General features: G+C 70.8%; 17 protein-coding genes. 4 read left to right on the top strand and 13 right to left on the bottom strand.

The window, feature by feature from the left end; translation table 11 throughout:
- Nucleotides 1-179 precede the first annotated feature (179 nt).
- The 6 genes from CRP27_RS07110 to CRP27_RS07085 all read right to left on the bottom strand — a co-directional run bounded on the left by CRP27_RS07110 (nt 180) and on the right by CRP27_RS07085 (nt 8,389).
- Nucleotides 180-2,486: a family 78 glycoside hydrolase catalytic domain gene (locus CRP27_RS07110; protein ID WP_097179999.1), complete on the bottom strand. Its 2,307-nt coding sequence runs from the start codon at nt 2,484-2,486 to the stop codon at nt 180-182.
- Between the two features lie 121 nt (nt 2,487-2,607).
- The gene (locus CRP27_RS07105) at nt 2,608-3,441 is read right to left on the bottom strand and encodes a carbohydrate ABC transporter permease (protein WP_097180336.1); all 834 of its coding nucleotides are present in this window, start codon (nt 3,439-3,441) and stop codon (nt 2,608-2,610) included.
- Between the two features lie 29 nt (nt 3,442-3,470).
- On the bottom strand, nt 3,471-4,325 hold the full coding sequence (locus CRP27_RS07100; protein WP_097179998.1) for a carbohydrate ABC transporter permease: 855 nt from the start codon (nt 4,323-4,325) through the stop codon (nt 3,471-3,473).
- A gap of 80 nt (nt 4,326-4,405) precedes the next feature.
- A complete protein-coding gene (locus CRP27_RS07095) occupies nt 4,406-5,728 on the bottom strand; it encodes an ABC transporter substrate-binding protein (protein ID WP_097179997.1) in 1,323 nt (440 codons plus the stop codon).
- A 337-nt stretch (nt 5,729-6,065) separates the two neighbouring features.
- Nucleotides 6,066-7,160 carry a LacI family DNA-binding transcriptional regulator gene (locus CRP27_RS07090; protein WP_176505496.1) on the bottom strand — a complete coding sequence of 365 codons (1,095 nt, stop codon included), beginning with the start codon at nt 7,158-7,160 and terminating at the stop codon, nt 6,066-6,068.
- Nucleotides 7,161-7,378: 218 nt separating this feature from the next.
- Entirely contained in the window at nt 7,379-8,389 is a 1,011-nt protein-coding gene (locus CRP27_RS07085) for a LacI family DNA-binding transcriptional regulator (protein ID WP_097179995.1), read from the bottom strand.
- A gap of 123 nt (nt 8,390-8,512) precedes the next feature.
- On the opposite strand from CRP27_RS07085, the gene CRP27_RS07080 reads away from it, so the two are divergent.
- Nucleotides 8,513-9,868, top strand: coding sequence for an MFS transporter (locus CRP27_RS07080; RefSeq protein ID WP_217990703.1), 1,356 nt, complete (start codon nt 8,513-8,515; stop codon nt 9,866-9,868).
- On the top strand, nt 9,865-10,206 hold the full coding sequence (locus tag CRP27_RS07075) for an L-rhamnose mutarotase (RefSeq protein ID WP_097179994.1): 342 nt from the start codon (nt 9,865-9,867) through the stop codon (nt 10,204-10,206). The genes CRP27_RS07080 and CRP27_RS07075 overlap by 4 nt, the downstream gene beginning before the upstream one ends.
- 82 nt (nt 10,207-10,288) lie before the next feature.
- On the opposite strand, the gene CRP27_RS07070 is transcribed toward CRP27_RS07075, so the two are convergent.
- The 7 genes from CRP27_RS07070 to CRP27_RS07040 all read right to left on the bottom strand — a co-directional run bounded on the left by CRP27_RS07070 (nt 10,289) and on the right by CRP27_RS07040 (nt 18,962).
- On the bottom strand, nt 10,289-12,934 hold the full coding sequence (locus CRP27_RS07070) for a glycoside hydrolase family 78 protein (protein WP_097179993.1): 2,646 nt from the start codon (nt 12,932-12,934) through the stop codon (nt 10,289-10,291).
- 10 nt (nt 12,935-12,944) lie between these two features.
- Nucleotides 12,945-13,874 (bottom strand): carbohydrate ABC transporter permease, encoded by a 930-nt coding sequence (locus tag CRP27_RS07065; protein WP_097179992.1) that lies wholly within the window; start codon nt 13,872-13,874, stop codon nt 12,945-12,947.
- On the bottom strand, nt 13,871-14,842 hold the full coding sequence (locus CRP27_RS07060; RefSeq protein WP_217990702.1) for a carbohydrate ABC transporter permease: 972 nt from the start codon (nt 14,840-14,842) through the stop codon (nt 13,871-13,873). The genes CRP27_RS07065 and CRP27_RS07060 overlap by 4 nt, the downstream gene beginning before the upstream one ends.
- Complete coding sequence (locus CRP27_RS07055; protein ID WP_176505495.1) at nt 14,839-16,206, bottom strand: extracellular solute-binding protein; 1,368 nt, start codon at nt 16,204-16,206, stop codon at nt 14,839-14,841. Before CRP27_RS07055 ends, CRP27_RS07060 begins: the two co-directional genes overlap by 4 nt.
- 211 nt (nt 16,207-16,417) lie before the next feature.
- Complete coding sequence (locus CRP27_RS07050; RefSeq protein ID WP_097179990.1) at nt 16,418-17,647, bottom strand: cytochrome P450; 1,230 nt, start codon at nt 17,645-17,647, stop codon at nt 16,418-16,420.
- A gap of 32 nt (nt 17,648-17,679) precedes the next feature.
- Nucleotides 17,680-18,771 carry an NAD(P)/FAD-dependent oxidoreductase gene (locus CRP27_RS07045; RefSeq protein ID WP_097179989.1) on the bottom strand — a complete coding sequence of 364 codons (1,092 nt, stop codon included), beginning with the start codon at nt 18,769-18,771 and terminating at the stop codon, nt 17,680-17,682.
- Entirely contained in the window at nt 18,771-18,962 is a 192-nt protein-coding gene (locus tag CRP27_RS07040; protein ID WP_097179988.1) for a ferredoxin, read from the bottom strand. Before CRP27_RS07040 ends, CRP27_RS07045 begins: the two co-directional genes overlap by 1 nt.
- 147 nt (nt 18,963-19,109) lie before the next feature.
- On the opposite strand from CRP27_RS07040, the gene CRP27_RS07035 reads away from it, so the two are divergent.
- Together CRP27_RS07035 and CRP27_RS07030 are read left to right on the top strand one after the other, a co-directional pair.
- Nucleotides 19,110-20,000, top strand: a complete 891-nt coding sequence (locus tag CRP27_RS07035; protein ID WP_097179987.1) for a helix-turn-helix transcriptional regulator — start codon at nt 19,110-19,112, stop codon at nt 19,998-20,000.
- Between the two features lie 89 nt (nt 20,001-20,089).
- The gene (locus tag CRP27_RS07030; RefSeq protein ID WP_097179986.1) at nt 20,090-22,675 is read left to right on the top strand and encodes a family 78 glycoside hydrolase catalytic domain; all 2,586 of its coding nucleotides are present in this window, start codon (nt 20,090-20,092) and stop codon (nt 22,673-22,675) included.
- Nucleotides 22,676-22,679 lie beyond the last annotated feature (4 nt).

Raw genomic sequence — 22,679 nt, 5'->3', positions numbered from 1 at the left:
CTCGTGGTCGATTGAATCGTTTCATACCGTACGCGCCGCGCGCGGTTCGCGCAAGCGCGGGGTGTCTGCGCACAACCAAAGTGGTTCGGAACCGCGCGATTGCGTGGTGCGAGGTGCGTTTGGTTGTGCGGAGCCGCCGGCGGACGGGCGCGAGCAGGAACCCGCGCCCGCCCGCCCCGCTACGCTGCGGGCACCGCGGCCGGCGCGCGCAGCTCGTGCGTCCCGCCGCCGAGCCGCTGCTCCGCAGCACCCGGCAGGCGCACCACGGCCGAGACACCCTCCGGGACCGTCGCACGGACGAGCAGCTCGCCGTCGACGAGCTCCCACCGCACGGCGACGTGCCCGTGCACCGTGTCGAGCGAGGTCGACGCCCACGTCAGGCCACCGCCCGGCTGTGGCGCGATGAGCACCGACTCGTACCCGGGGGTCAGCGGCGCGAGGCCACCCACCACGCGGTGCATCCAGTCCGCCACGGCGCCGAGCGCGTAGTGGTTGAACGAGGTCATCTCGCCCGGGTTGATGGTGCCGTCCGGCAGCATCGAGTCCCAGCGCTCCCACACGGTGGTCGCGCCCATCGTGACCGGGTACAGCCACGAGGGGCACTCCGTCTGCAGCAGCAGCCGGTACGCGTCGTCGAGGTGGCCGGTCTGCGTCAGCGCGTCGGTGATGAACGGCGTGCCGGCGAACCCGGTCGAGATCCGGTAGCCGGACTGCTCGGCCAGCTCCGCCAGGCGGTCGCCCGCCTTCGCCTCGTCGTCGGCGGACAGGATGCCGAAGACGATCGCCAGCGCGTACACGGTCGTGCAGTCGGAGCGGATCCGACCGTCCGTCACGTAGTGCTCGGTGAAGGCGGCCTGGAGGCCCGTGGCGAGTTCCTCGGCCTCGGTCGCCTCCGCCTCGTGGCCCGTCAACCGCGCCGCCTGCGCCACCAGGGTGGCGCTGCGGTAGGCGCACGCCGTCGCGACGACGCCCGGGTCGGCCTTCGCCTTGGCGGCGTCCTCCGGCGGGGCGTCCGGGTCGAGCCAGTCGCCGAACTGGAACACGGTGTCCCAGAGGCCCTGCGGGGAGAGGTGGCCCTTGATGCGACGGAGGTGCGCCGTCATCGAGTCGAGCTGCTCCTCGAGCACCGCGGTGTCGCCGTACGCCTGGTACAGCGTCCAGGGCACCCACACGCCGGCGTCCGACCAGATCGCGGTCGCGTCGGGCGTGCCGAAGTCCTCGGCGGGGGAGTACTTCAGCACGTCCGGCACCACGAACGGGATGACGCCGTCGGCGTGCTGCTGCTCGAGCCACACGTCGCGGAGCCAGTCGCCGAGGAACGACCTGGTGTCGAACAGGTACGAGGCCGTCGGGGCGAACGCGGCGATGTCGCCCGTCCACCCGAGGCGCTCGTCGCGCTGCGGGCAGTCCGTCGGCACGCTGAGGAAGTTGCCCTGCATGCCGCGGACGACGTTGTCGTGGAACGTGTTGAGCAGCTCGTGGCTCGACTCGAACGTGCCGGTCCGGGTGAGGTCCGATCCGACCTGCACCGCGGTGACCGCCGAGCGGAGGTCGTCGAGCGTGCCGGTCCACCCGTCGACCTGGGCGTAGCGGAAGCCGTGGAACGTGAAGCGCGGTTCGAAGACGTCGTCGCCGCCGCTCAGGGTGAAGTGATCGGTGGCCTTCGCGGTGCGCAGGGGACGGGTGCCGAGCTCGTCGTGCTCGAGGACCTCGGCGTGACGGAGGGTCAGGACGGTGCCGGCCGGGCCGGAGGTCGTCACGCGGATCCAGCCGACCAGGTTCACCCCGAAGTCGACCAGGGTCGCGCCGGACGGGCTCGTCCAGACCGCGACGGGGGCGATCTCGGCGAGGGGACGGACCGGCGGGACGGTGTCCGCGACGAGTTCGCGGTCGCCGAGGTCCACCGTGTGCACCGTGCTGGTGCGACCCTCGTGTCCGTCCACGCTCGGCACGGTCACGTCGCCCGGCGTGAGGAACGAGCCGTCGCGCAGGCGGGCGTCGATGTCCTCGCCGTCGTAGAGCTGGTCGGCGGTGATGGCGCTCGACAGCGCCTGCCAGTCGGTGTCCGTCGCGACCCGCTGCTCGTGGCCGTCCGCGAACACGATCCGGAGCTCGGCGAACCCGGCGACCTCGTCGGCGTACCAGCCGCCACCGCCGCCCCAGGCGAGGCGGCCGGCGGCCCAGCCCCTGCCGAGCACGAGTGCGAGGACGGCGGCGTCGCCCGACCCGGTGTCCGTGAGGTGCGCCGTGACGTCGTGCGACACGACGCGGAGGCGCCACTCGTAGCTCGTCCATCCAGGCTCGAGCAGGTGGTCGGAGACGCGGGTCCCGCCGAGCCAGGCCTCGACGACACCGAGTGCGCTGACGTCGAGGGTCGCGCTCGTGACGGCGCCGTGGCCGTCGTCGAGGGTGAACTCCCGGCGCAGGATCGGTGCGCTCCCGAGGTCGGCGTCGCTCGCGATGAACGGTGCGGTCCAGGTGGTCATGTGGTGTGGTCCTTTCACGCGACCGGTCGTCGTCGACCGGTGCGGGGGTCTGGGGCCCGGCCGCCCGCCCGGGTGGGCGGTGCGGAGGAGGCGGGTCGCGCCTCCAGGCCGGGGTCGGGCGTCAGCCCTTGACGGCGCCGCTGGTCATGCCGGCGACGATCTGGCGGTTGAAGAAGACGTAGAGGATCAGCGGGGGGATCGTGATGAGCAGCACGTCCGTGAACAGCAGGTTCAGCTGGCTGACCGACTGGCTCTGGAACGTGTACAGCGTCTGCTGCACGGTGGCGTTCTCGGACCCGGGCAGGAAGTACAGCGGGTTCGTGAAGTCGTTGAACACCGTCACCGACTGGACGAGCACGACCGTGATGATCACCGGCTTGAGCAGCGGCAGGACGACTCCGAAGAACAGACGGATCGGTCCGGCGCCGTCGAGCACGGCGGCCTCGTCGAGCTCCTTGGGGATCGTCGCGACGAACGCCCGGAACAGCAGGATGCAGAACGACAGGCCGAAGGTCGCCTCGATGAGGATCATCCCGCCCATGGTCTTGAACAGGTTGAGCCCCTGCAGCACCCAGATCGTGGGGACGATCGCGGGCGGGACGATGAGGCCGGCCAGGACGAAGAAGTTGATGACGCCGTTCCACTTGCTCGGCCGCCGTTGCAGGACGTAGCCGACCATCGCGGAGAACACCACCATGATGATGACGCTCCCCACGGTGAGGACGGCGCTGTTCAGGAACGAGCGCAGGATCCCGCCGTCGCCGGTCTGCATGACCGCGACGAGGTTCTGCCACAGCTGCCACTGGGTCGGCAGGCTGAAGCCGAGCTGGTTCGCCTCGGCCGGACTCTTCGCGGCCTGCAGCAGGACGAAGACGAACGGCACGAGGAAGACCACGAAGCTGACGACGATGGCGATCGAGCCGACGGTCCACCGCTGGACGGTCTGGCGCTTCACGGGCCGGCGCGCGGGCGCGGTGGTCGCGGTCACAGTTCCGCCTCCTTGCGGTTGAGCAGCCAGGAGACGGGGACCATGATCGCGGTCACGACGATGAAGAGCACGACGTTGCCCGCGGTCGACAGCCCGTAGAACCCGGCCTGGTACTGCTTGTAGATCACACTCGCGATGACGTCGCTCGTGAACCCCGGTCCGCCGCCGGTCATCGCCCAGATGAGGTCGAACGATCGCAGCCCGCCGATCAGCGACAGGATGATGACCGTCCCCATCGCGGGTCGGGACAGCGGGAGCGTGATGTTCCGGAAGATCGTCCACGAGCTCGCACCGTCGACCCTGGCGGCCTCGAAGTACTCCTGGGGGATCGCCACGATGCCGGCGATGAAGATGAGCGTCGCGATGCCGACGCCCTTCCAGACGTCCACCGCGGCGACGCTCCAGAGGGCGAGGGCCGGGTCGGTCAGCCACCCCGGTGTGGGGAGGCCGACCGAACCGAGGACGCCGTTGATGATCCCGTGGAAGGGGTCCATCAGCGCCTTGAACGTGATGCCGATGCCGATGGTCGACACCAGCACGGGGAAGAACACCACCGCTCGCAGGTACCCGCGCCCGAGCACGGGGCTCGTGAGGAGCAGCGCGAGGGCGAGTCCGAGGACCACCTTCGCCGCGCTCGTCACGAACCCGTACTCGAACGTGTGCACGAACCCGGAGACGAGCTGCGGGTCCTGGAAGAACCGGACGAAGTTGTCGAAGCCGATGAAGGTCTGGTCGAACAGCGTCCAGCGGGTGAGCGAGAAGTAGAACCCAGCGAAGGTCGGGACCGCGAAGAACACGACGTACAGCGCGATCGCCGGGATGAAGAACCACGCCGGGTAGAACGAGCGCATCCGCTTCCGGGCCGGGCCGGGGCCCGCCTTCGTTGTCTGCGGCGGGGCAACCGCCGTCGTGAGCGTCGCGGTCACGCCGGTCACCAGCCCTTGATGCCGAGCTGCTGGGCCTGCTGGACGACGTCGTCGTCGTACTGGTCAGCGCCCTTGGCCGCGTTGGTGATGCCCGAGCCGACCTGCACGCAGATCTTCTCGAGGTTCGGGCCCTTGATCGGGGAGAGGAACTCGAGCGCCGGGCTCGCCTTGCCGTCGTCGAGGTACTTCTGCAGGTCGCCGATCATCGGGGGCACGGAGTCGGGGAGGGTGCACGTCGAGATGACGTACGGGCCGCCGGGGGTGCCGGTGTCGTTCTGCACCTTGCAGCCCTCGGACGAGTTCGCGAAGGCGATGAACTTCTTCGCGGCCGTGAGCTTGTCGCCCGTGGTCGTCTTCGGGATGTAGAGGCCGTTCGGCTCCCAGATGGTGAGGTTCGTGTCGTCTGCGTTCTCCGCCGGCAGGGCGAAGGCGCCGATGTCGTCCACCGCGTCGGGCGAGTCCTGCTGGATCGCCGAGATCGCGTTGGTCAGCATCGGGTACTGGGCGCCCGTGCCGTCGGCGAGCATCTTCAGGCCGTTCGCCTGCGTGGCCGACGCGTAGTCCTCGTTGTAGAGGTCCTTGTCCTTGCCCTCCTGGAGGTGCTGGAACCCGGCGAGTGCCGGCTGGTCCGCGTAGGACTCCTTGTGCTTCGTGTACTGCGTCGCCCAGTTCTTCTGCTGCGCGGTGATGTTCGCGAAGTCGCCGAGGACGAACAGCTGGCTGGTCCAGGTGTCGCCGTAGGTCTGGATGATCGGCGCGATGCCGGCGTCCTTGATCTTCTCGCTGTTGCTGATGAACTCCGACCACGTGGTCGGGACGCTCAGGCCGAGCTTCTCGTAGACCTTCTTGTTGTAGAGGACCGCGCCGCCGAAGCTGGTGCCGAACGGTGCGCCGTACATGCCCTTGTCGGTGCTGACGACCTTCGTGAACTGCGGGTCGACGTCCTTCGCCCAGCTCTCCTTCGAGAGGTCGACGAGGGTGTTGTCCGGGTTGAGGGCCTGCATGAGCGAGCCGGAGTTGTAGTTGAAGACGTCGGCCATCTCGCCGGTCGACAGCCGGGTCTTCACCAGGTTGTCGCCGTCGGTGCCCTGCGGCTTCGTGTCGAACTTGACGGTGATGTCGGGGTTCGCCTTCTCGAAGGCTGCGATGAGCGGCTTCGCGGTGGCGGCGGTGGCCTCGGCGTTGTCGGCGAGGTACGTGATCGTGACCTTGCCGCCGCCATTGCCGGTGTCGGCGGAGCCGCCGGACGAACAGGCGGCGAGACCGCCGATGAGGACCGTGGCGCCGCCGATGGCGAGCAGCCGGGTGGTCAGGGAACGAGCTGACATTCCTTACCTCCTCGTAAGGCCCGGGGCGGGGTGACCCCGGGTGAAACGGACCCGGGCCCGCGCCGATGCGGGTTCCGGTGGTGCTGTTTAGAACGTTTCAATCGGAATGGAACCATGCGGATTGAAGCGTGTCAATCACTGATTCGGATTCGTTACGGAAGCGCGTGCTCCCGCACGGCCCGGGGCGCGGTGCGGTGGTTCGCGAAAGCGACAGGCTGCCGCCGGAGATCTGCGGGAGACAGTCGCTCTGGCGACACGGACGGTGCGTGTCCGCCGGAGACTGTCGCTTTGGCCGGACACATGCGCCTGCAGCGGCCGCCGCCGGCCGCGCCCCCACTCAGGCCTCGGTGCGCCTCGGGTCGCTCGGCGTCCCCGCCGCGGCCACCTCGGCGGCGCGCACCCGTCCGAGCGTGCTCTCCCGCGGCACGAGCTCGCTGCCGAGGATCACCGTCCGGTGCACGTGCTCCGCGGGGTCGTCCGTCAACTCGTCGAGCAGGAGCGACACCGCCGCCGCGCCCATCTCCTCGCCGTGCATCGTCACCGAGGTCAGCGGCACCGCGCCACCCCACGCCACCGAGTTGTGGTCGCAGCCCGACACCGGGATGTCCTCCGGCACGCGGATCCCCGCTGCGCGCAGTTCGGTCACGACCGCCATCGCCAGCAGGTCCGTGACGCCGAGCACGCCGTCCGGCCGGACCTCGGCGGGCATGGCGGCGATGCGTGCGCCCGCGTCCGTCCCGCCGGGAGGGTCGATGTCACCGGCGTCGACGTCCACGAGCTCGACGCCTGGGTGCTCGGCGATCGCCCGGAGCATGCCGGCCCGGCGTCGCGCCACGGGTTGCAGGTCCGGTCGCGCGCTCACGAACCCGATCCGTCGGCATCCCTGCTCGACGAGGTGCTTCGTCGCGACGTACCCGGCCTGCTCGTTGTCGACGATGACCGAGCAGGCGTCGACCTCGGTCGGTTCGTAGTTGACGTACACGATCGGCCGGCCGTGCTGCTTCGCGGCCTCGACCTGGTCGCGCGACTCCGTCATGGAGGCCAGCAGGATGCCGGAGACCCTCGTGCTCTCGAGGAACGCCAGGTGTTCCCCCTGCGCCACCAGGTCGTTCTCGCTGCTCGCCACCAGCAGGGTGTTCCCACGGTCGCGCGCGGCCGTCTGGGCTCCGCTCACCATGTCCGTGAACAGGGAGTTCCGCAGCGACGTGACGACCAGGCCGATCGCTCGCGTGCTCCCCGACACCAGGGCGCGGGCGTTGCGGTTCGGCGTGTACCCGAGCTCCGCGATCGCCGCGCGGACGCGGGCCGCGGTGCCGTCGGCGACGCGCTCGGGGTGGTTCAGGACGTTCGAGACCGTCGCGAGCGAGACGCCCGCTCGAGCCGCGACGTGGTGCACGCTCGGCGGTCCGTCGCGCCGTGGGACATCCACCATGCTCCGATCGTAGGCGGAGCGGGGTGTCGTCCCGGCCCACCACCGGACTGGAGGCACGGTGCGGCGCCGCCACGCGCCTCCAGTCCGACACGGCGGAGCCGAGTCTCGCATGACGCGAGCCGAGTCTCCGGCTCAGCGACCGTTCTCGCGCTCCGGAGCGCGAGGACGGTCGCCCAGCACAAAACGCGGCGCGCGGCGCGCGGCGCGCGGCGCGCGCGTCAGCGCTCGGCGACCGTGGACTGCCGCACGACGAGCTCCGGGGTGAACTCCACGTGGAGGGTCTCGACCTCCTGGCCCTCCTCGACCTGGGCCAGCAGCAGTTCGATCGCCCGCCGCCCGAGGTCCTGCGCCGGCTGCCGCACCGAGGTGAGCGGGACGACGGCAGCCTCGGCGAACGCGATGTCGTCGTACCCGACGATGGCGATCTCGTCCGGAACGCGGATCGATCCGCGCATGATGAAGGCCTGTTCGAGGCCGACGGCGAGGAGGTCGTTCGCCGCGAACACCGCGTCCGGGCGCTCGGCGGCCGGGCGGGCCTGGAGTGCTTCGCCGATGCGGCGGCCCTCGAGGACGGACAGTGACGAGGTGGTGAGCACCTCGAGCGACGCCCCCGCGGCGGCTGCGGCGGCGACCGCTCCGGCGTGCCGGTCGGCGACCTGCCGGATGCCGAACGGGCCGCCGACGAAGGCGATGCGCGTCCGCCCGATCGACGTGAGGTGCGACACCGCGATGTGTCCGCCCGCGACGTCGTCCACCGAGACCGAGGCGAAGTGCTCGTCGTCGGCACGTCGGTCGACGAGCACCACGGCGGTGCCCTGGTCGCGGAGCCGCTCGAGCCGCGTGAGGTCGTCGCCGGCGGGGGAGATGAGGAGTCCGGCGACGCGGCGCTCCTCGAAGAGGTCGACGTAGGTGTGCTCGCGGTCGACGGACTCGTCGGAGTTGCCGACGAGGACGGCGAGGCCCTTCCGCATCGCGGCGTCCTCGGCGCCGCGGGCGACGTCGGTGAAGAACGGGTTGCCGCCGTCGAGCACGATGAGCCCGACGGTGGAGCTGCGACCGGCGCGGAGTTGGCGTGCCGAGTCGTTGCGGACGAAGCCGAGTTCGGCGATCGCGGACTGCACCCGTTCGACGGTGCCGGGGGCGACCTTGTCCGGGCGGTTCAGCACGTTCGAGACCGTGCCGAGTGACACGCCGGCGAGCGCTGCGACGTCACGAACGCTCACTGCCATGGGGTCATCCTGGCATCGGGCCCGGCGATTCGGCGGAGCGACTTGCCCTCGTGTCGATCCACGGGTAACGTCCTCGCAGCACCGTTGAAACGATTCATCGAAGAACACGCGAACGGAGGACCAATGGCGGTCCGTATCGGAGCCCGCAACACCACGGGCTGGAAGGCGACGATCTCGGTCGCCATGTCGAACTACATCGAGTCCGGGTCGATCATCGCGATCGCCACCAGCCTCAGCCTCTGGCAGGCCCAGTTCCACGTCGGGGACCTGCAGGTCGGGCTCCTCGCGAGCCTGTCCGCGAACGCGTTCGGCGCTGCCGCCGGCGCCATCATCGGCGGACCGCTCTGCGACCGCTACGGCCGGAAGTTCATCTACACCTACGACCTGCTGCTGTACATGCTCGGCATCCTGCTCGCCGTGTTCGCGGGCAGTTACGGGATGCTGCTCGTCGGCTTCATCCTCACCGGCATCGCGGTCGGCGCCGGCGTCCCGGCGAGCTGGACGTACATCGCCGAGCAGGCGCCCGCCGACAAGCGTGCCGCCCACGTCGGCACCGCGCAGCTCGCGTGGTCGATCGGCCCGATGGTCGGGTTCGCCCTGGCCATCGCCGCCGCACCCCTCGGGCTCCTCGGCAGCCGGCTGATCTTCGCACACCTGTTCGTCGTCGCCGCGATCGTGTGGTGGCTCCGTCGCGGACTGCCCGAGTCGACGATATGGAAGGACGAGCGCGCCGCCAGCGGTTCGGCGAACTTCTTCCACGGGTTCACGCAGCTGTTCAGCCGCCGGAAGAACCTCACCGCGATGCTGTTCCTGTTCGGCGTCTACGCGCTCTGGAACACCGTCGCGGGACAGGCCGGTATCTTCCAGCCGCGCGTCTACTCGGCCACCGGGGTGACCAGCGTCACCGAGCAGTACGGGCTGCAGATCCTGGTGTGGGGCTGCACCGTCGCTGCGACCTACTTCGGGTTCATGCGGTACGGCGACCGGGTGAGCCGCCGGATGCTGTTCGCGATCGGCGCCGCGCTCGCCATCGTCTCGTGGGCCGTCCTGATCTACGCACCGGCGAACCTCGGCACCCTGCTGTTCTTCGCGATCGCGTGGGGTGTGTCCTCGGGCATCGGTGCACAGGCGTTCTACGGCCTCTGGACGTCGGAGCTCTTCGCCACCCGCTACCGCGCCAGTGCCCAGGGCGTGCTGTTCCTGGCCGCTCGGGTGATGGTCGGTCTGCTGAGCATCTGGTTCCCGCTGCTCCTGTCCGACATCGGACTGCGTGCGCTCGGCGGCCTCATCCTCGGGCTGCTCGCACTGTCGTTCCTCGTGGGCACGATCTGGGCGCCGCGGACGCAGGGCAAGACGCTCGAGGCGATCGAGGCCGAGCGATACGGCACCGTGACCAGCGTCACCGGCACCGTGCGCACCGCCGACGAGCGGGCCGTCCGAGAGGCCGAGCAGCGTCGTCGCGCCGAGGCCGACCGGTGACCCGCGTCTGCTTCCGGCTGCAGGTGCAGGGCGCACACCTGGACGCCTACCGCGAGCGGCACGCGGCGGTCTGGCCGGCGATGCTCCGGGCGATCGCGGCGGCCGGACGTCGGAACTACTCGCTGTTCCTGGACGACGACGGGCTGCTCATCGGGTACTACGAGACCGACTCGGTGGCCGATGCCGATGCGTCGCTCGCCGCTTCGGAGGTCGCGGCGGCGTGGGAGTCGCACATGCAGGACCTGTTCGACGGTGCGACCGGGCGGGCCGACCAGACCGCGCGGGTGCTGCCCGAGGTGTTCAACCTCGAGGACCAGTTGGCGGCCGTCGCAGAGTGACGCGTGCATCGCGTGAGCAGAAATGGTCGAGTCCAGCCAACGGACTCGACCATTTCGGCTCACGAAGCGGACGGGACGGGACTCACACGGGGACGGACGCCTCCCACGTGCCGTGGGTGAGCGGCACCGGATCGGCACCGGGCAGGTCGAGCACCGCCGTCGCACCGACCGGCACCGTGACCGCCACGGACAGCGTGCCGTCGGCCACCGACCAGTCGATCGCCGCCCGACCGTACGGGGTGTCGAGCGTCGCACCGGCTGAGGTCAGCCCACCGCCCGGCCGCGGTGCGAACCGGATCTCGCGGTACCCCGGTGCCGCGGGCGCGATGCCGGCCACCACGCGGTGCATGAAGTCCGCGACGGATCCCAGCGCGTAGTGGTTGAACGAGGTCATCCCGCCCGAGTTCACGCGGCCGTCCGGCAGCAGGGAGTCCCACCGCTCCCAGATCGTCGTCGCACCCTGCGTCAGCGGGTAGAGCCACGACGGGCACTCGTCCTGCAGCAGCATCGCGTACGCGTCGTCCGGGTACCCGGCGAGCAGGAGGGCGTCGCAGACCACGGGCGTCCCGGCGAACCCGGTGCCGATGCGATGGCCGTTGGAACGCACGAGCGAGGCCAGGCGGGCGCCGACCGGACCGTCCGGCTCGACCAGCCCGAACACGATCGCGATCGCCGACGACGCCTGCGAATCGTCGACCACGGTGCCCGACGAGGTCAGGAACCGGGACCGCCACCCGTCGGCCACGCGCGATGCGAGCGACTCGTACCGTGCAGCCTCGTCGGTGAAGCCCAGGACGGCAGCCCACGCCGCCAGCACCGAGGTCGACCGGTACGAGTACGCGGTCGCCAGGCAGTACTTGTCGGCCTTCGCGGCGGCGGCGTCCTCCGGCGGGGCGAGCGGGTCGAGCCAGTCGCCGAACTCGAACCCCTCGAACCGGACGAGGGCGTCGTCCGAGGTCGAGAGGACTCCGTCCACCCAGGCCTTCGCCGAGGCCCACTGGTCTTCGAGGAGCCCACGGTCACCGAACGCCTGGTAGAGCCCCCACGGCGTGAGCGTCGCCGCGTCACCCCACACGGCGGCGTGGTGGCCGGCGGGGTCGGAGTCGGGCAGGGTCGGCACGAAGAACGGCACGCCCCCGTCCTGACGCTGCTCGAGCGCCAGGTCCCGCAGCCACGAGCGGAGCACCCCGGCGCAGTCGTAGAGGAACGCCGCGGTCGGCGTGAACACCTGCAGGTCGCCCGTCCACCCGAGCCGTTCGTCGCGCTGCGGGCAGTCGGTCGGCACATCGACGAAGTTGCCGCGCATCGACCACACGACGTTCTCGTGCAGCCGTTCGAGCCGCGGGTCGGAGCAGCGGAACCAGCCGGTGCGTCGCATGTCGGAGTGGATCACCTGCGCGACGACGTCACCGTCCTCGAGCGCCTCGACCGGCCAGCCCTCGACCTCCGCGTACCGGAAGCCGTGCACCGTGAACCGCGGTTCCCAGGTCCCGGTGCCGTCGTCGTCGGCTCCCGAGTAGTAGACGTCGGTGGCCTTCGCGGTCCGCAGCGGGCGGGTCGCGAGCTCGTCGTCCTGCATCACCTCGGCGTGCCGGAGCGTGACCCCGAACGGTCCGACGGGGTGGTTCCGGATCCGCAGCCGTCCCGGCAGGTTCTGGCCGAAGTCGAGCTGGATCGCACCGGCGTCCCACCGGCGGGACCAGACGGGCTGGATCTCCTCGGTGACGCGCACCACGGGGCCGTCGAACGGGACGAGCGCGGCGGCGGGACGGTCGAGCACGTCGACGGCGTCCCACTCGGTGTCGTCGAACCCGGCAGCCTGCCAACCGCCGGGTTCGACCCTGCCGTCCCACTTCTCTCCGTCGTAGAGTCCGGAGAGCAGGATCCCGCCGCGCGAGGCGCGCCAGGAGTCATCCGTGCCGAACGTCTCCGCGGAGCCGTCGGCGTACTCGACCTCGAGCTGGGCGATGAGCGCCAGCCGGTCGCCGTACACGTTGCGGACACGGTCGTCCCACGTGATGCGGCCGCGGTACCAACCGTCGCCGAGCCGTGCGCCGAGGGCGACGGTGCGTGCGCCGCCGGCCAGGTGCGGGGTCGCGTCGTGCACGAGGTAGCGCACGCGGTGCCCGAACGAGGTCCAGCCCGGCGCGAGTTCGGCGTCGCCGACACGGACGCCGTCGATCGTCACCTCGTGCAGGCCGAGGCTCGCCACCACGAGCCGTGCGCGCACGACCTCGTCGCGCAGCGTGACCTCGCGTCGGAGGATCGGTGGCGCCTGGTCCACGCGCGTGTTCTCCCGCCAGGGCGCGGCGACGAACGAGGCGGTCCAGTCGGTGTCGGCCAGGAGGCCCGCCTCGACCTCCAGGGGTTCGCTCCAGTCCGTCGCGTGCTCGGCTCCAGAGCCGTCGTCACCCACCACGCGGACGCGCCAGACCGCGCGCTCGCGGGAGACCAACGGGGCGAACGGCCACGCGACGAGGACCCCGGACGCGTCGACACGGGTGGTGGTGCCGGCGTCGTCGCCGGCGGAACGGTCGAGGAGCTCGACCTCGGCGGCGGTGGGGACCCAACCTTCCGGTGCGTCCGGGACGTGCCAGGAGAGGCGCGGCTCCGGCGAGCCGATCCCGAGGGGTTCGCGGAGGTGTTCGACCCGGAGCGCCGTCGGGCCGGACGTGCCTGCCGGGGCCGAGCCGCGCCTCCAGGCCGGAGCGATCGTCGTGTCGGTCATGCGGTTCCTTTCAGTCCTTGATGCCGGACATCGTGATGCCCTGGATGAAGGTCTTCTGGGCGAAGAAGAACAGCACCACGATCGGGATGAGGATGATGGTCGAGACGGCCATCAGCGGGCCGGTCGCCGTGTCGCCCTGCGCTCCCTGGAAGAACGTCAGGCCGAGGGACAGCGTGTACTGGCTCGACTTCGTGAGGTACAGCAGCGGCCCGAGCAGGTCGCTCCACGAGGCGAGGAACTGGAAGAGCATCACGGCGGCGAGTGCCGGCTTGCACAGCGGCAGGATGACCTGGACGAAGATGCGCAGTTCGCCGGCGCCGTCGATGCGGGCCGCGTCGGTCAGGGCGTCGGGGATCCCGAGGAAGAACTGCCGCATCAGGAAGATGAAGAACGGGATGCCGAAGAACGTCGGGACGATGAGCGGCAGGTACGTACCCGTCCAGCCGACGTCGCGGTACGCCACGAACAGCGGGACCATCGTCACGTAGAACGGCACCATCATCGTCGCGATGAGGATCGTGAAGACGCCGTTCCGCCAGGGCCAGCGGATGCGCGAGACGCCGTAGCCGACCATCGCGCTCGACAGTGCGGCACCGATCATCGACGGCACGCAGATCACGAGCGTGTTCCAGAAGTACTGCAGCAGCGGGAACGCCTGCAGCCCGTACGTGTAGTTGCCCGTCGTGATCGTCTCCGGGAACCACTTCACCGGGAACGCGCCGATGTCCGCCTGGGTCTTGAACGACCCCGTGACCATCCAGATGAGCGGCATGAGGAAGACGACGCTCAGCACGATGAGGACGGCGTGCTTCGCGATCGCCTCGGCGACGCGGGGCCAGGTGAGCTTGCGGTGCTTCGGGATCGGTCGGGTCGGGTTCGCCGACCCCCGGGGTTCACCGGCGACGGCCGCGGCCGCCGTGGGGTTCTCGATCGCGGTCATCGTGCTTCGCCTCCGTAGTACACGCGGCGGCCCATGATGCGGTACGCCAGGATCGAGACGATGGCGATGATCACGAAGAGCACCCATCCGACCGCGCTCGAGTAGCCGAGTTGGTAGTGGTAGAACGCCGACTGGTACAGGTACACGCCGGACACCAGGGTCGATCCGGCCGGGTCGCCGTAGCCACCGGTCATCACGAACGCCTGCGTGAAGTACTGGAAGCCGGCGATCAGCCCGGTGATCGTGGCGAACAGCAGCTGTGGGCTGATGAACGGGATCGTCACGTTGCGGAACTTCTGCCACGCGCCGGCGCCGTCGAGCGACGCCTGCTCGAGGAGGTCCTGCGGCACGCCCTGCAGGCCGGCGAGCAGGATCACCATGAGGTTCCCGACGCCCCAGAGGCCAAACAGGATGAGCGCCGGCTTCGACCAGTTCGGGTCGGACAGCCAGCCGGGTCCCTGGATGCCGAAGACGTTCAGGACGTTGTTGATCACGCCGTACTGCGGGTTGAGAACGTACGCCCAGATCACCGCGCTGGCGACGATCGGCACGATGGACGGGATGAAGAAGATGACCCGGTAGATGCCGAGGCCCTTCACGCGCAGGTTGAGCAGCAGGGCCAACCCGAGGGCGACCGCGATGCCGAGCGGCACCGAGATCACCGTGAGGAACAGGGTGTTGCCGAGGGACAGCCACCACTGGTCGTCGGCGAACAGCTGCGAGTAGTTGTCCCACCCGACCCACTGCCTCGTGCCGCCGAGCAGGTTCGCGTTCGTGAAGCTGTTCACCGCGCTCGTGATGATCGGGCCGCCCGTGAAGAGCACGAGCCCGATGATCGCCGGGGCGGTGAAGAACAGGCCCCAACCGAACGTCGCGCGCTGCCGCTTCGTCCGGGGGATCCAGTGGGTCAGCCAGGACGTTCCGCGCGGCTTCGGGCCGCGCGTCGTGATGCTCCGTGTGACGCTCACGAGTTCTCCTCCCGGAATTCGGCGAACGCGTTGTTGACCGTGGTCTTGACCTTGGCCAGGGCGCGCTCTGGAGTGATCTGGCCGTAGATCGCCGAGCTCACCTGGATGTCGAGGGCGGTCGCGTAGGTGCTGGCGACCGGGATGGTCGGGCGGATGTTCTTCGCCGTGAGCAGGCCCTCGCGGTAGACGGCGATCTTCGGGTCCTTCTGGAACTCCTCGAGGACCGGGGAGTCCGACCAGCCGGGCAGGAGCGTGCCGTACGTGAAGTTCGACTGCGTGCCGGCGTCGGACACCGTGGCGAACTGCAGGAAGTCCCACGCGGCGTCGCGCTCCTTGGACGCCTTCGGGATGAAGAGGTCGTATCCGCCGAGCCACGTCGCGCTGCCGGGGGAGCCGAGCCCCTCGGCGTACGGGAAGAGCGTCGCGCCGAGTTCGACCTTCGCCTTGTCTCCGCTGCGGTAGACGTTCTGCGCGTCGGTCGTCGTCATCGGGGCCATCCCGATGTTGCCGCTCGCGATCGGTGGCAGGGTCTGCGACGGGCTGGTGAGGGCGAGGTGGCTCGCGCCGCCGACCTTCCGCGCGTAGTCGACCATCCACTGCAGCGCCTGCACGATGTTCGGGTCGTCTGGGGTGGCCTCCATGTTGTCATCGCTCATGAACTTGCCGCCGAACGCGAACCCGAACGTGAACATGGAGTTGCTGAAGCCGTAGTAGTCCCACGGGACGGTGCCGATCCGGGTGACCTGGTTCCCGCGCTTCTGCAGGATCTTGTCGGAGTAGCGTTCGAGCTCGTCGATGGTCTTCGGCGGTGCCTCGGGGTCGAGGCCGGCCGACGCGAACACCTTCTTGTTCCAGAACATCGGGAAGTTGACGTCGACGAGCACCGGCATCGCGTAGATGTCGTCGGTCGCGGTCATCTGCTTCCAGACCGCCGGTGCGAAGTTCGCCTCGCCGAGACCGGCTGCCTTGATCCGGGACCCGAGCGGCTCGACGACGCCGTACCCGGCGAACTGCGGGTACTCCTCGGGCGTGCAGAACGCGAGGTCCGGTGGGGTGCCGGCGGCGATGGCGGTCTGCAGGCGGATCTGCGTGTTCCCGGACAGCGGGGCGTAGGTCACGCGGACGCCGGTGTGCGACTGGGACTTCTCGTACAGCTCGGCGAGCTCGACCCAGGCGTTCCCGAGGGTGCCGCCCCAGATGTTGTACATCTCGACGACGTGGGTGCGCCCCGGGGCGGGGTCCTTGCTGAGCCGGAGGCCCTGCTGGTCGGCGGCGACGGCACCGCCGGAGATGACCGTGCAGCCGGCGAGTCCGATGGCTGCGCCGCCAGCGGCGATCGCGGCGAGGAACGCCCGTCGGGACACGTCGCGTGCCGCGGGCCTGGTGGGTGGATGTGGTGGTCGACTCGTCATCGAGTGCCTCCGGTCGTCGTCGTTGAGGATCGGGATGGAGCTGGGACCGGAACCGCGAGTGAATCGTTTCAGGTGCCGGTGGCGACGAATGTACGCAGTCGTCGTCGTGTGCGCAAGCGTTAAGTCAGAATGATGGAGAAATCGAACTGCGGTCGGTTTCCGATCACCAGGTGACGATCACGGCACCGGCCTCGTACGTCGCCACCGGGTTCGCGAACGGCAGGGGGTGCAGCTGTTCGGCCTCGACCAGCCGCAGGTCCGGCAGGCCGGCCAGGAGCTGGGTGATCGCCTGACGGATCTCGAGACGAGCCAGCTGCTGACCGATGCACCCGTGCGGGCCGAACCCGAACCCGAGGTGCCCGAACGCGTCCCGGTCGACGTCGAACGTCTCCGGATCGTCGTAGCGGCGGGGATCGCGGTTCGCGCCCACGGGGGACACCGACACCGTCGTCCCGGCGGGCACCACGAGTCCGTCGAGGTCCACGTCCTCGGTCGCCGTCCGCGGGAACAGTGTGAGGAACATCGCACCCGTGCGCATGAACTCCTCGATCGCCGGTGCGATCCGGTCCGGGTCCTCGCGGAGGCGCTCGAGCTGCACGGGGTTGGTCAGCAACGCCACGGTGGCCGTCGCGATCAGGTACGCCACCGAGTCGTGCCCGGCGCTCATCAGCTGGAACACCAGCCCCTCGGTCTCGACCCGTGAGAATTCCGACGCGAGCAGGTCCGTGATCACATCCTCGCCCGGGTCGGCCGCGCGTCGGTCCACCACCCGGCGGATGAAGTCGAACCGCTGCTGCGTGCTGCTGGCGCTCGGTGCCACGAAGTGCGTGACGAACTCCGGCACCAGCTCCTCGTGCACCCCGATCACGCTGCAGTGGGTCCCCGCCGAGATCGGCTTCGCGTACTCGGCGAACAGGTCGACCGGGCCGCCGAGGGCGCGGAGGTGCTCGAGCTGCGCCGCGACCCGCTGCGAGACCTCGGCTTCGCGGCCCCGCACCTGCTTGAGGGAGAACCGGCCGGTGACGCCCCGGCGCATCCGCTGGTGGACGTCGCCGTCCAGGGCGAGCAGGTTCGCGGCGTCGATCGAGCGGCGTGCGGCGTCGTCGAGCAGCGGAGCGGGGGACTCGGCCGCCGCGTGGTCAGTGCGGTCCGCGTGGTCCACCGGTGCAGCCGGTCCCCGCGGCATCCGGTGCGGGAGCTGGCTGAACCGGGGATCGGACAGGACAGCCCGTGCGGCGTCGTACCGCGTGACGACGAGGCCGACGTGGCCGTCGTCGTACTCGAGCGGCGCTGCCGGGCCGGCCTCGCGCCAATCGGCGATCGTCTGGGAGGGGGTGAGCGGGGTGCCGTCGCCGGGGAGGGTGACGGCTTGGTGGAACGGACATCCGGACATCGGGACTCCTCGGGTCGGTGTGTCGTCCGCGGTCAGGCGGGCGCGGGGACGGATGCGAGCTCGGCGCGGGCGAGCCGGAACGCCCGTGGGGCTCCCCAGCCGACGACGCCGGCCGGTTGTCGGAGGACCCGTGGCTCGTCGTCATCCGCGACGAGCGGGACAGCGGCGTCGAAGGACCCGGCGGCCTGGATCCGGACGCCGTGCACCTCGGACCAGAAGAACGGGGTCGGTGCGGCCTGCGGTGGCCCCCCGGTGAGCGTCGCCGCGACCGCGAGTGCCTGCTCGATCGCGTTCGTCTGGTGCTCGACCCGGACGGTTCGGCCGGTCGACGGGTCGGTCCACCGGGCGACGTCGCCGATGGCGTACACGTCGGGTGTTGCCAGCCCGGTGGCGTCGCACACGACTCCGTCGTCGATCGTCAGGCCCGAGTCGGCGAGCCAGTCGGTCCGGGGCCGCCCGCCGAGCGCGGCGACGACGAGGTCGGCGTCGACCGCGGCGACCGCGCTCGGCTCGGCCGCGGCGGTCAGGCGCAGGGACACGCCGTTCGCGCGGTGCAGCTCGGCGAGCCGGTCCGACAGCAGTGCCCCGACCGTGCCGAACGTCAGACGACCACTGCGACCGATCATCGTGACGTCGCGGCCGGACTTCCGTGCGGCCGATGCCAGTTCGGACCCGAGGACCCCGGTCCCGAGCACCGCGACGGACGACGCCCGCTCCCAGGTCGCCCGGAGCGCCACGGCGTCGTCGAGGGTGCGCAGCACGTGCACCGACCGCCCGGGCAGCACCGGTCGGGTCGGCTCGACCCCGGTGGCGAGCACGAGGACGTCGTACCCGAGCGGGTCGCCGTCGACGACGACCTCGTGTCGGACCGGGTCGAGCGAGGACGCGGCCGCCCCGGTCCGCAGCGTCACGCCGAGCGCCTGCAGCTCCGACGCCGTCCGCAGGGCCGCACGGTCCGGCTCCCACGTGCCGTCGAGCACCTGCTTCGACAGGGGCGGTCGGGCGTACGGGGCGTGCGGCTCCGCGCCCACGAGGGTGATCGGCCCGCTGTGCCCGGATGCTCGGAGCGCCTCGGCGAGGGTGACGCCCGCGACCGAGGCACCGATGACGACCACGTGCACCATCAGTCCTCGATCGTGATCGCGCGGGCCGGGCAGAGGCTCGCCGCGCGTCGGGCAGCCGGTTCGTCGGCGGCGCCCGGGTGCTCCTCGAGGAGCTCGACGATGCCGTCGTCGTCCTGGTCGAAGAGCGTCCCCGCGACGAGCGCGCACTGACCTGCTCCGACGCAGGCGCCGGTGTCGGCGATGATCCGCATGCTGACCTCCGTTGGTCCGTCCGGTCGTCCTGACCGGTGGCCACGACGCTACGGTCGCCGGTGCGTCCGACGACATGGGACGACCGAGCAGAACATGGACGATCCGGTCAGTTGCGCTATCTCGCTCGGCGAGTACAGGATGAGCACATGGACGAAGCCGCAGGGCCCGCGGTCGTGTGGGCGAACTGGTACCGCTTCCGAGCGCGGGAACGCATCCACCACGACCGCGTGATGAGCATGTGCTTCCTGTGGGCGCTCGGCGGCACCGGGACGGTCCGCTCGCACGGGCGGTCGTTCACCCTCGACCCGGGTGCCGTCCTCCGTTTGCCGTGGGGACACGACGTCGAGTACGTCGCCGACGACGGCTCGCCGTTCCGCCTCGGGACCGTGCACGTGGTGCCGCGGTACGGCTTCGACCACCCGGTCCTCGCGGTCGTCGCGCACCAGCCCGGTGACCCGCTGTACCGGTCGTCGGACCGTTCCGGCGACCCGGGCTCCCCGGTGTTCACCCCGGCGTCGTCCGTGGTCGCGCAGCGGGTCGCTTCGCTCGGCCGGTACGCGGTCGAGCGGTTCGACGACGGGGCTGCCGACGAGACCGTGCTCCGTGCGCTCGGAGCGCTCTTCGTCGCCGAAACGGTCGGAGTCGCGGGTGCCACCGGAGCCGCCGGTGCCACCGGGGGCGTCGGCGTCGACGGGCTTTCCGACGGCGCGCTCCCGCGGGCGCTCGAGACCATGACGACCTTCGTCACCAGGAACCTCGAGCGGCCGCTGTCCGTCGCCGACGTCGCGGCCGCGGGGGACTGCAGCGTGTCGACCGCCGGCCGGCTCTTCGCGGCGCACCTCGGCACGTCGGTGTCCTCGTGGGTCCGTGGCGCCCGGATGCGCGAGGCGTCGGAGCTGCTCCGGACGAGCGGGCTCCGGGTCGGCGAGGTCGCCCGAGCCGTGGGCTTCACCGACCAGTTGTACTTCTCGCGCGTCTTCCGCAACGAGTACGGCGTGCCGCCGAGTCGGTACGGGCAGGGCCGGATCCGACCCTGACGCACGTGCCGTCGGCTTGACAACGTGCTCCCGATCGGTGAATCGTTTCAGGCGTCCGAGCGTGCCGATGCGCCGGACACGGAGGATCGATGGAGTCCCTCGACACCGAAGTCGACGGCCGACGTGACCCGCTCGGGACCACGGACGAACGCGTCCGGTTCGCCTGGCGCTCGGTCGGCACCGAGCCGCAGACCGCCGTCCGCGTGGTCGTCACCGACGGTGACAGCACCGTCTGGGACTCCGGCCGCGTCGCCACCGACCGACCGTGGTTGCGGTCGCCCAGCGGCCTGCGGTTCGCACCGTGGCGGCGACTCGGATGGGAGGCCCGGATCGAGTCCGGTGCGACGGTCACCACCGCGGGCGGGACGTTCACCCCCGCCCCCGTCGACGACCGGGAATGGTCCGGTGCCGAGTGGCTCACCGCCGCGCCGTCGCCGGCGGCGACGACCGACACGAGCCCGCGGGAGCGCTGCCACGACGGGTCGTTCGCGGCCCCCGTGCTGACCACCACCGTGCCGTCGGGTGAGCCGGTCGTCCGCGCGCTCCTGGCCGTCGCGGCCGGCGGGCACGTCGACGTCCGTCTCGACGGTGCGCTCGCAACCGACGAGGTCTTGTCACCGACCACCACCCACTGGGACCAGCGGGTGCAGGTCGTCCTGCACGACCTCACCGCGACGCTCGCCGACGGGGGAGCCCACGACCTCGCGCTCGAGCTCGGCCGCGGGTTCTTCGGCATGACGAACGCGAACGTCTGGGCGTGGGAGCGTGCGCCGTGGCACGCCGAACCACGCGCCCGCGCGCTGCTGCGTCTGGAACGCGCCGACGGCGGGGTGGAGGTGATCCGTACCGGCCGTGACTGGCTCGCCCGGCGCGGGACGATCCTCCTGGACGACCTGTACGGCGGCGAGGTCCACGACCTGCGCCGTCGACCCGGCCGACCACTCGCGGAGCCGGCGGTCTCCGCCACCGTCGTGACCGGCCCCGCCGGACACTTCGAGGCGCGCCTCGAACCCCCGATCCGGGTCGTCGAGGAACTCGCCCCGACCGCTGTCGTCGAGGCAGCGCCCGGGGAATGGGTGGTCACCTTCCCACGGGTGATCGCCGGGTGGGTGCGTCTCCGACTGCCCGGTGGCTCGCCCGGCGCGACCGTGCGCATCCGGTACGGCGAACGGCTCCGCACCGACGGACTCCCGAACGCCGACGACGAGAAGCACTACTTCGCGGACGGGTTCCAGACGGACGAGGTCACCCTCGACGACGACGCCGTCGAGTGGGAGCCGCGGTTCTCGTACAAGGGCTTCCGGCACGTGCAGCTGTCCGGCTGGCCCGGAGCACCCACCGCTGCGGACGTCACCGCCTGCGTCGTCCGGACCGACGTCGAACGGACGAGCACCTTCGTCGTCGACGACGACCTGCTGCAGTGGATCCACGACGCGACGATGCACACCGTCGAGAACAACCTGCACGGGTACCCGACGGACACCCCGAAGTACGAGAAGAACGGGTGGACCGGCGACGCCGCGGTGGGCGCGGACATGTTCCTGACGAACACCGACAGCGCCGGTCTGCTCACGAAGTGGGTGCAGGACCTCGCCGAGACGGTCGCGCCGGGGCACCCGCCGGCGCTCATCGCCCCGAACGCCGGGGTGTTCGGCGTCGACACGCAGGCCCCCGTGTGGCACTCGGCCCTCGTCACGGTGCCGTGGGACGTGTACCGGCACACCGGTGATCCCGCGGTGCTCGAACGGCACGTCGACGTCATCGAGGCGTACGCCCGGTTCGAGGTCTCCCGTTCATCCGGCGGCATCGCGGACACGATCCTCGGGGACTGGGTCGCACCGGGCACCGACCCGGGAGGCGGCAACCCGCCGGAGGACTCCCGGGTGCCGGCAACGGCGTTCCTCGTGCGGATCCTCGACACCGTCGCCCGGATCGACGAGGTGCTCGGACGCGATCCGTCGTGGGCGATCGACGCGGCGGCCTCGGTCCGCGAGGCGTTCGAGCGCACCTTCGTCGTCGACGGAGTCGTTCGCGGCGAGCGCGACGAGGGCTTCCGACAATCGCACCAGGTCCTCGCGCTCGCGTTCGACGTCGTCACCTCGGGCCCGCTGCGCGCGTCGATCGCCGCAGCACTCGCCGACGACGTCCGGGCGCGCGGCGACCACCTCGACACCGGAGCGATCGGCACGAAGTGGTTGCTCCCGGTCCTCGCGGACGCCGGGTACGCCGACCTCGCGCTCGCCGTGGCCCGGCAGACCACGGCGCCGTCGTGGGGTGCCTGGCGCGAGGCCGGGGCGACGTCGACGTTCGAGCACTGGGACCTCGCCGCGCGGTCGCACGGGCACTACTTCCTCGGGACGGCGGACGACTGGCTGACGGGGTACGTCGCGGGCATCCGGCCGATCGACCCCGGCTGGCGGCGGTTCCTCGTCGCACCAGCGGTGTGCGGCCCGGTCGGTTCGGCGTCGTGCTCGGTGCGGACGCCGTACGGCACGGCCGCCGTCGACTGGCGGGTCGAGGGAGACGACGTGGCACTCACGGTGACCGTCCCGCCCGGCACGTCGGCCGAGGTCCGCCTGCCGTCCGGCGGGACCGATCAGGTCGGCCCCGGCACCCACACCCTGCCCACTGAACGCAGGCCGAAGGCACCGGGGCCCGCAAGGCACGCTCGGTAGCGTG

It is taken from the genome of Curtobacterium sp. 314Chir4.1 (assembly GCF_900215175.1).
GTDB lineage: Bacteria > Actinomycetota > Actinomycetes > Actinomycetales > Microbacteriaceae > Curtobacterium > Curtobacterium pusillum_A.
The sequence above is the reverse complement of the archived record's forward strand: the minus strand, read 5'-3'. Positions and strand labels throughout refer to the sequence as shown.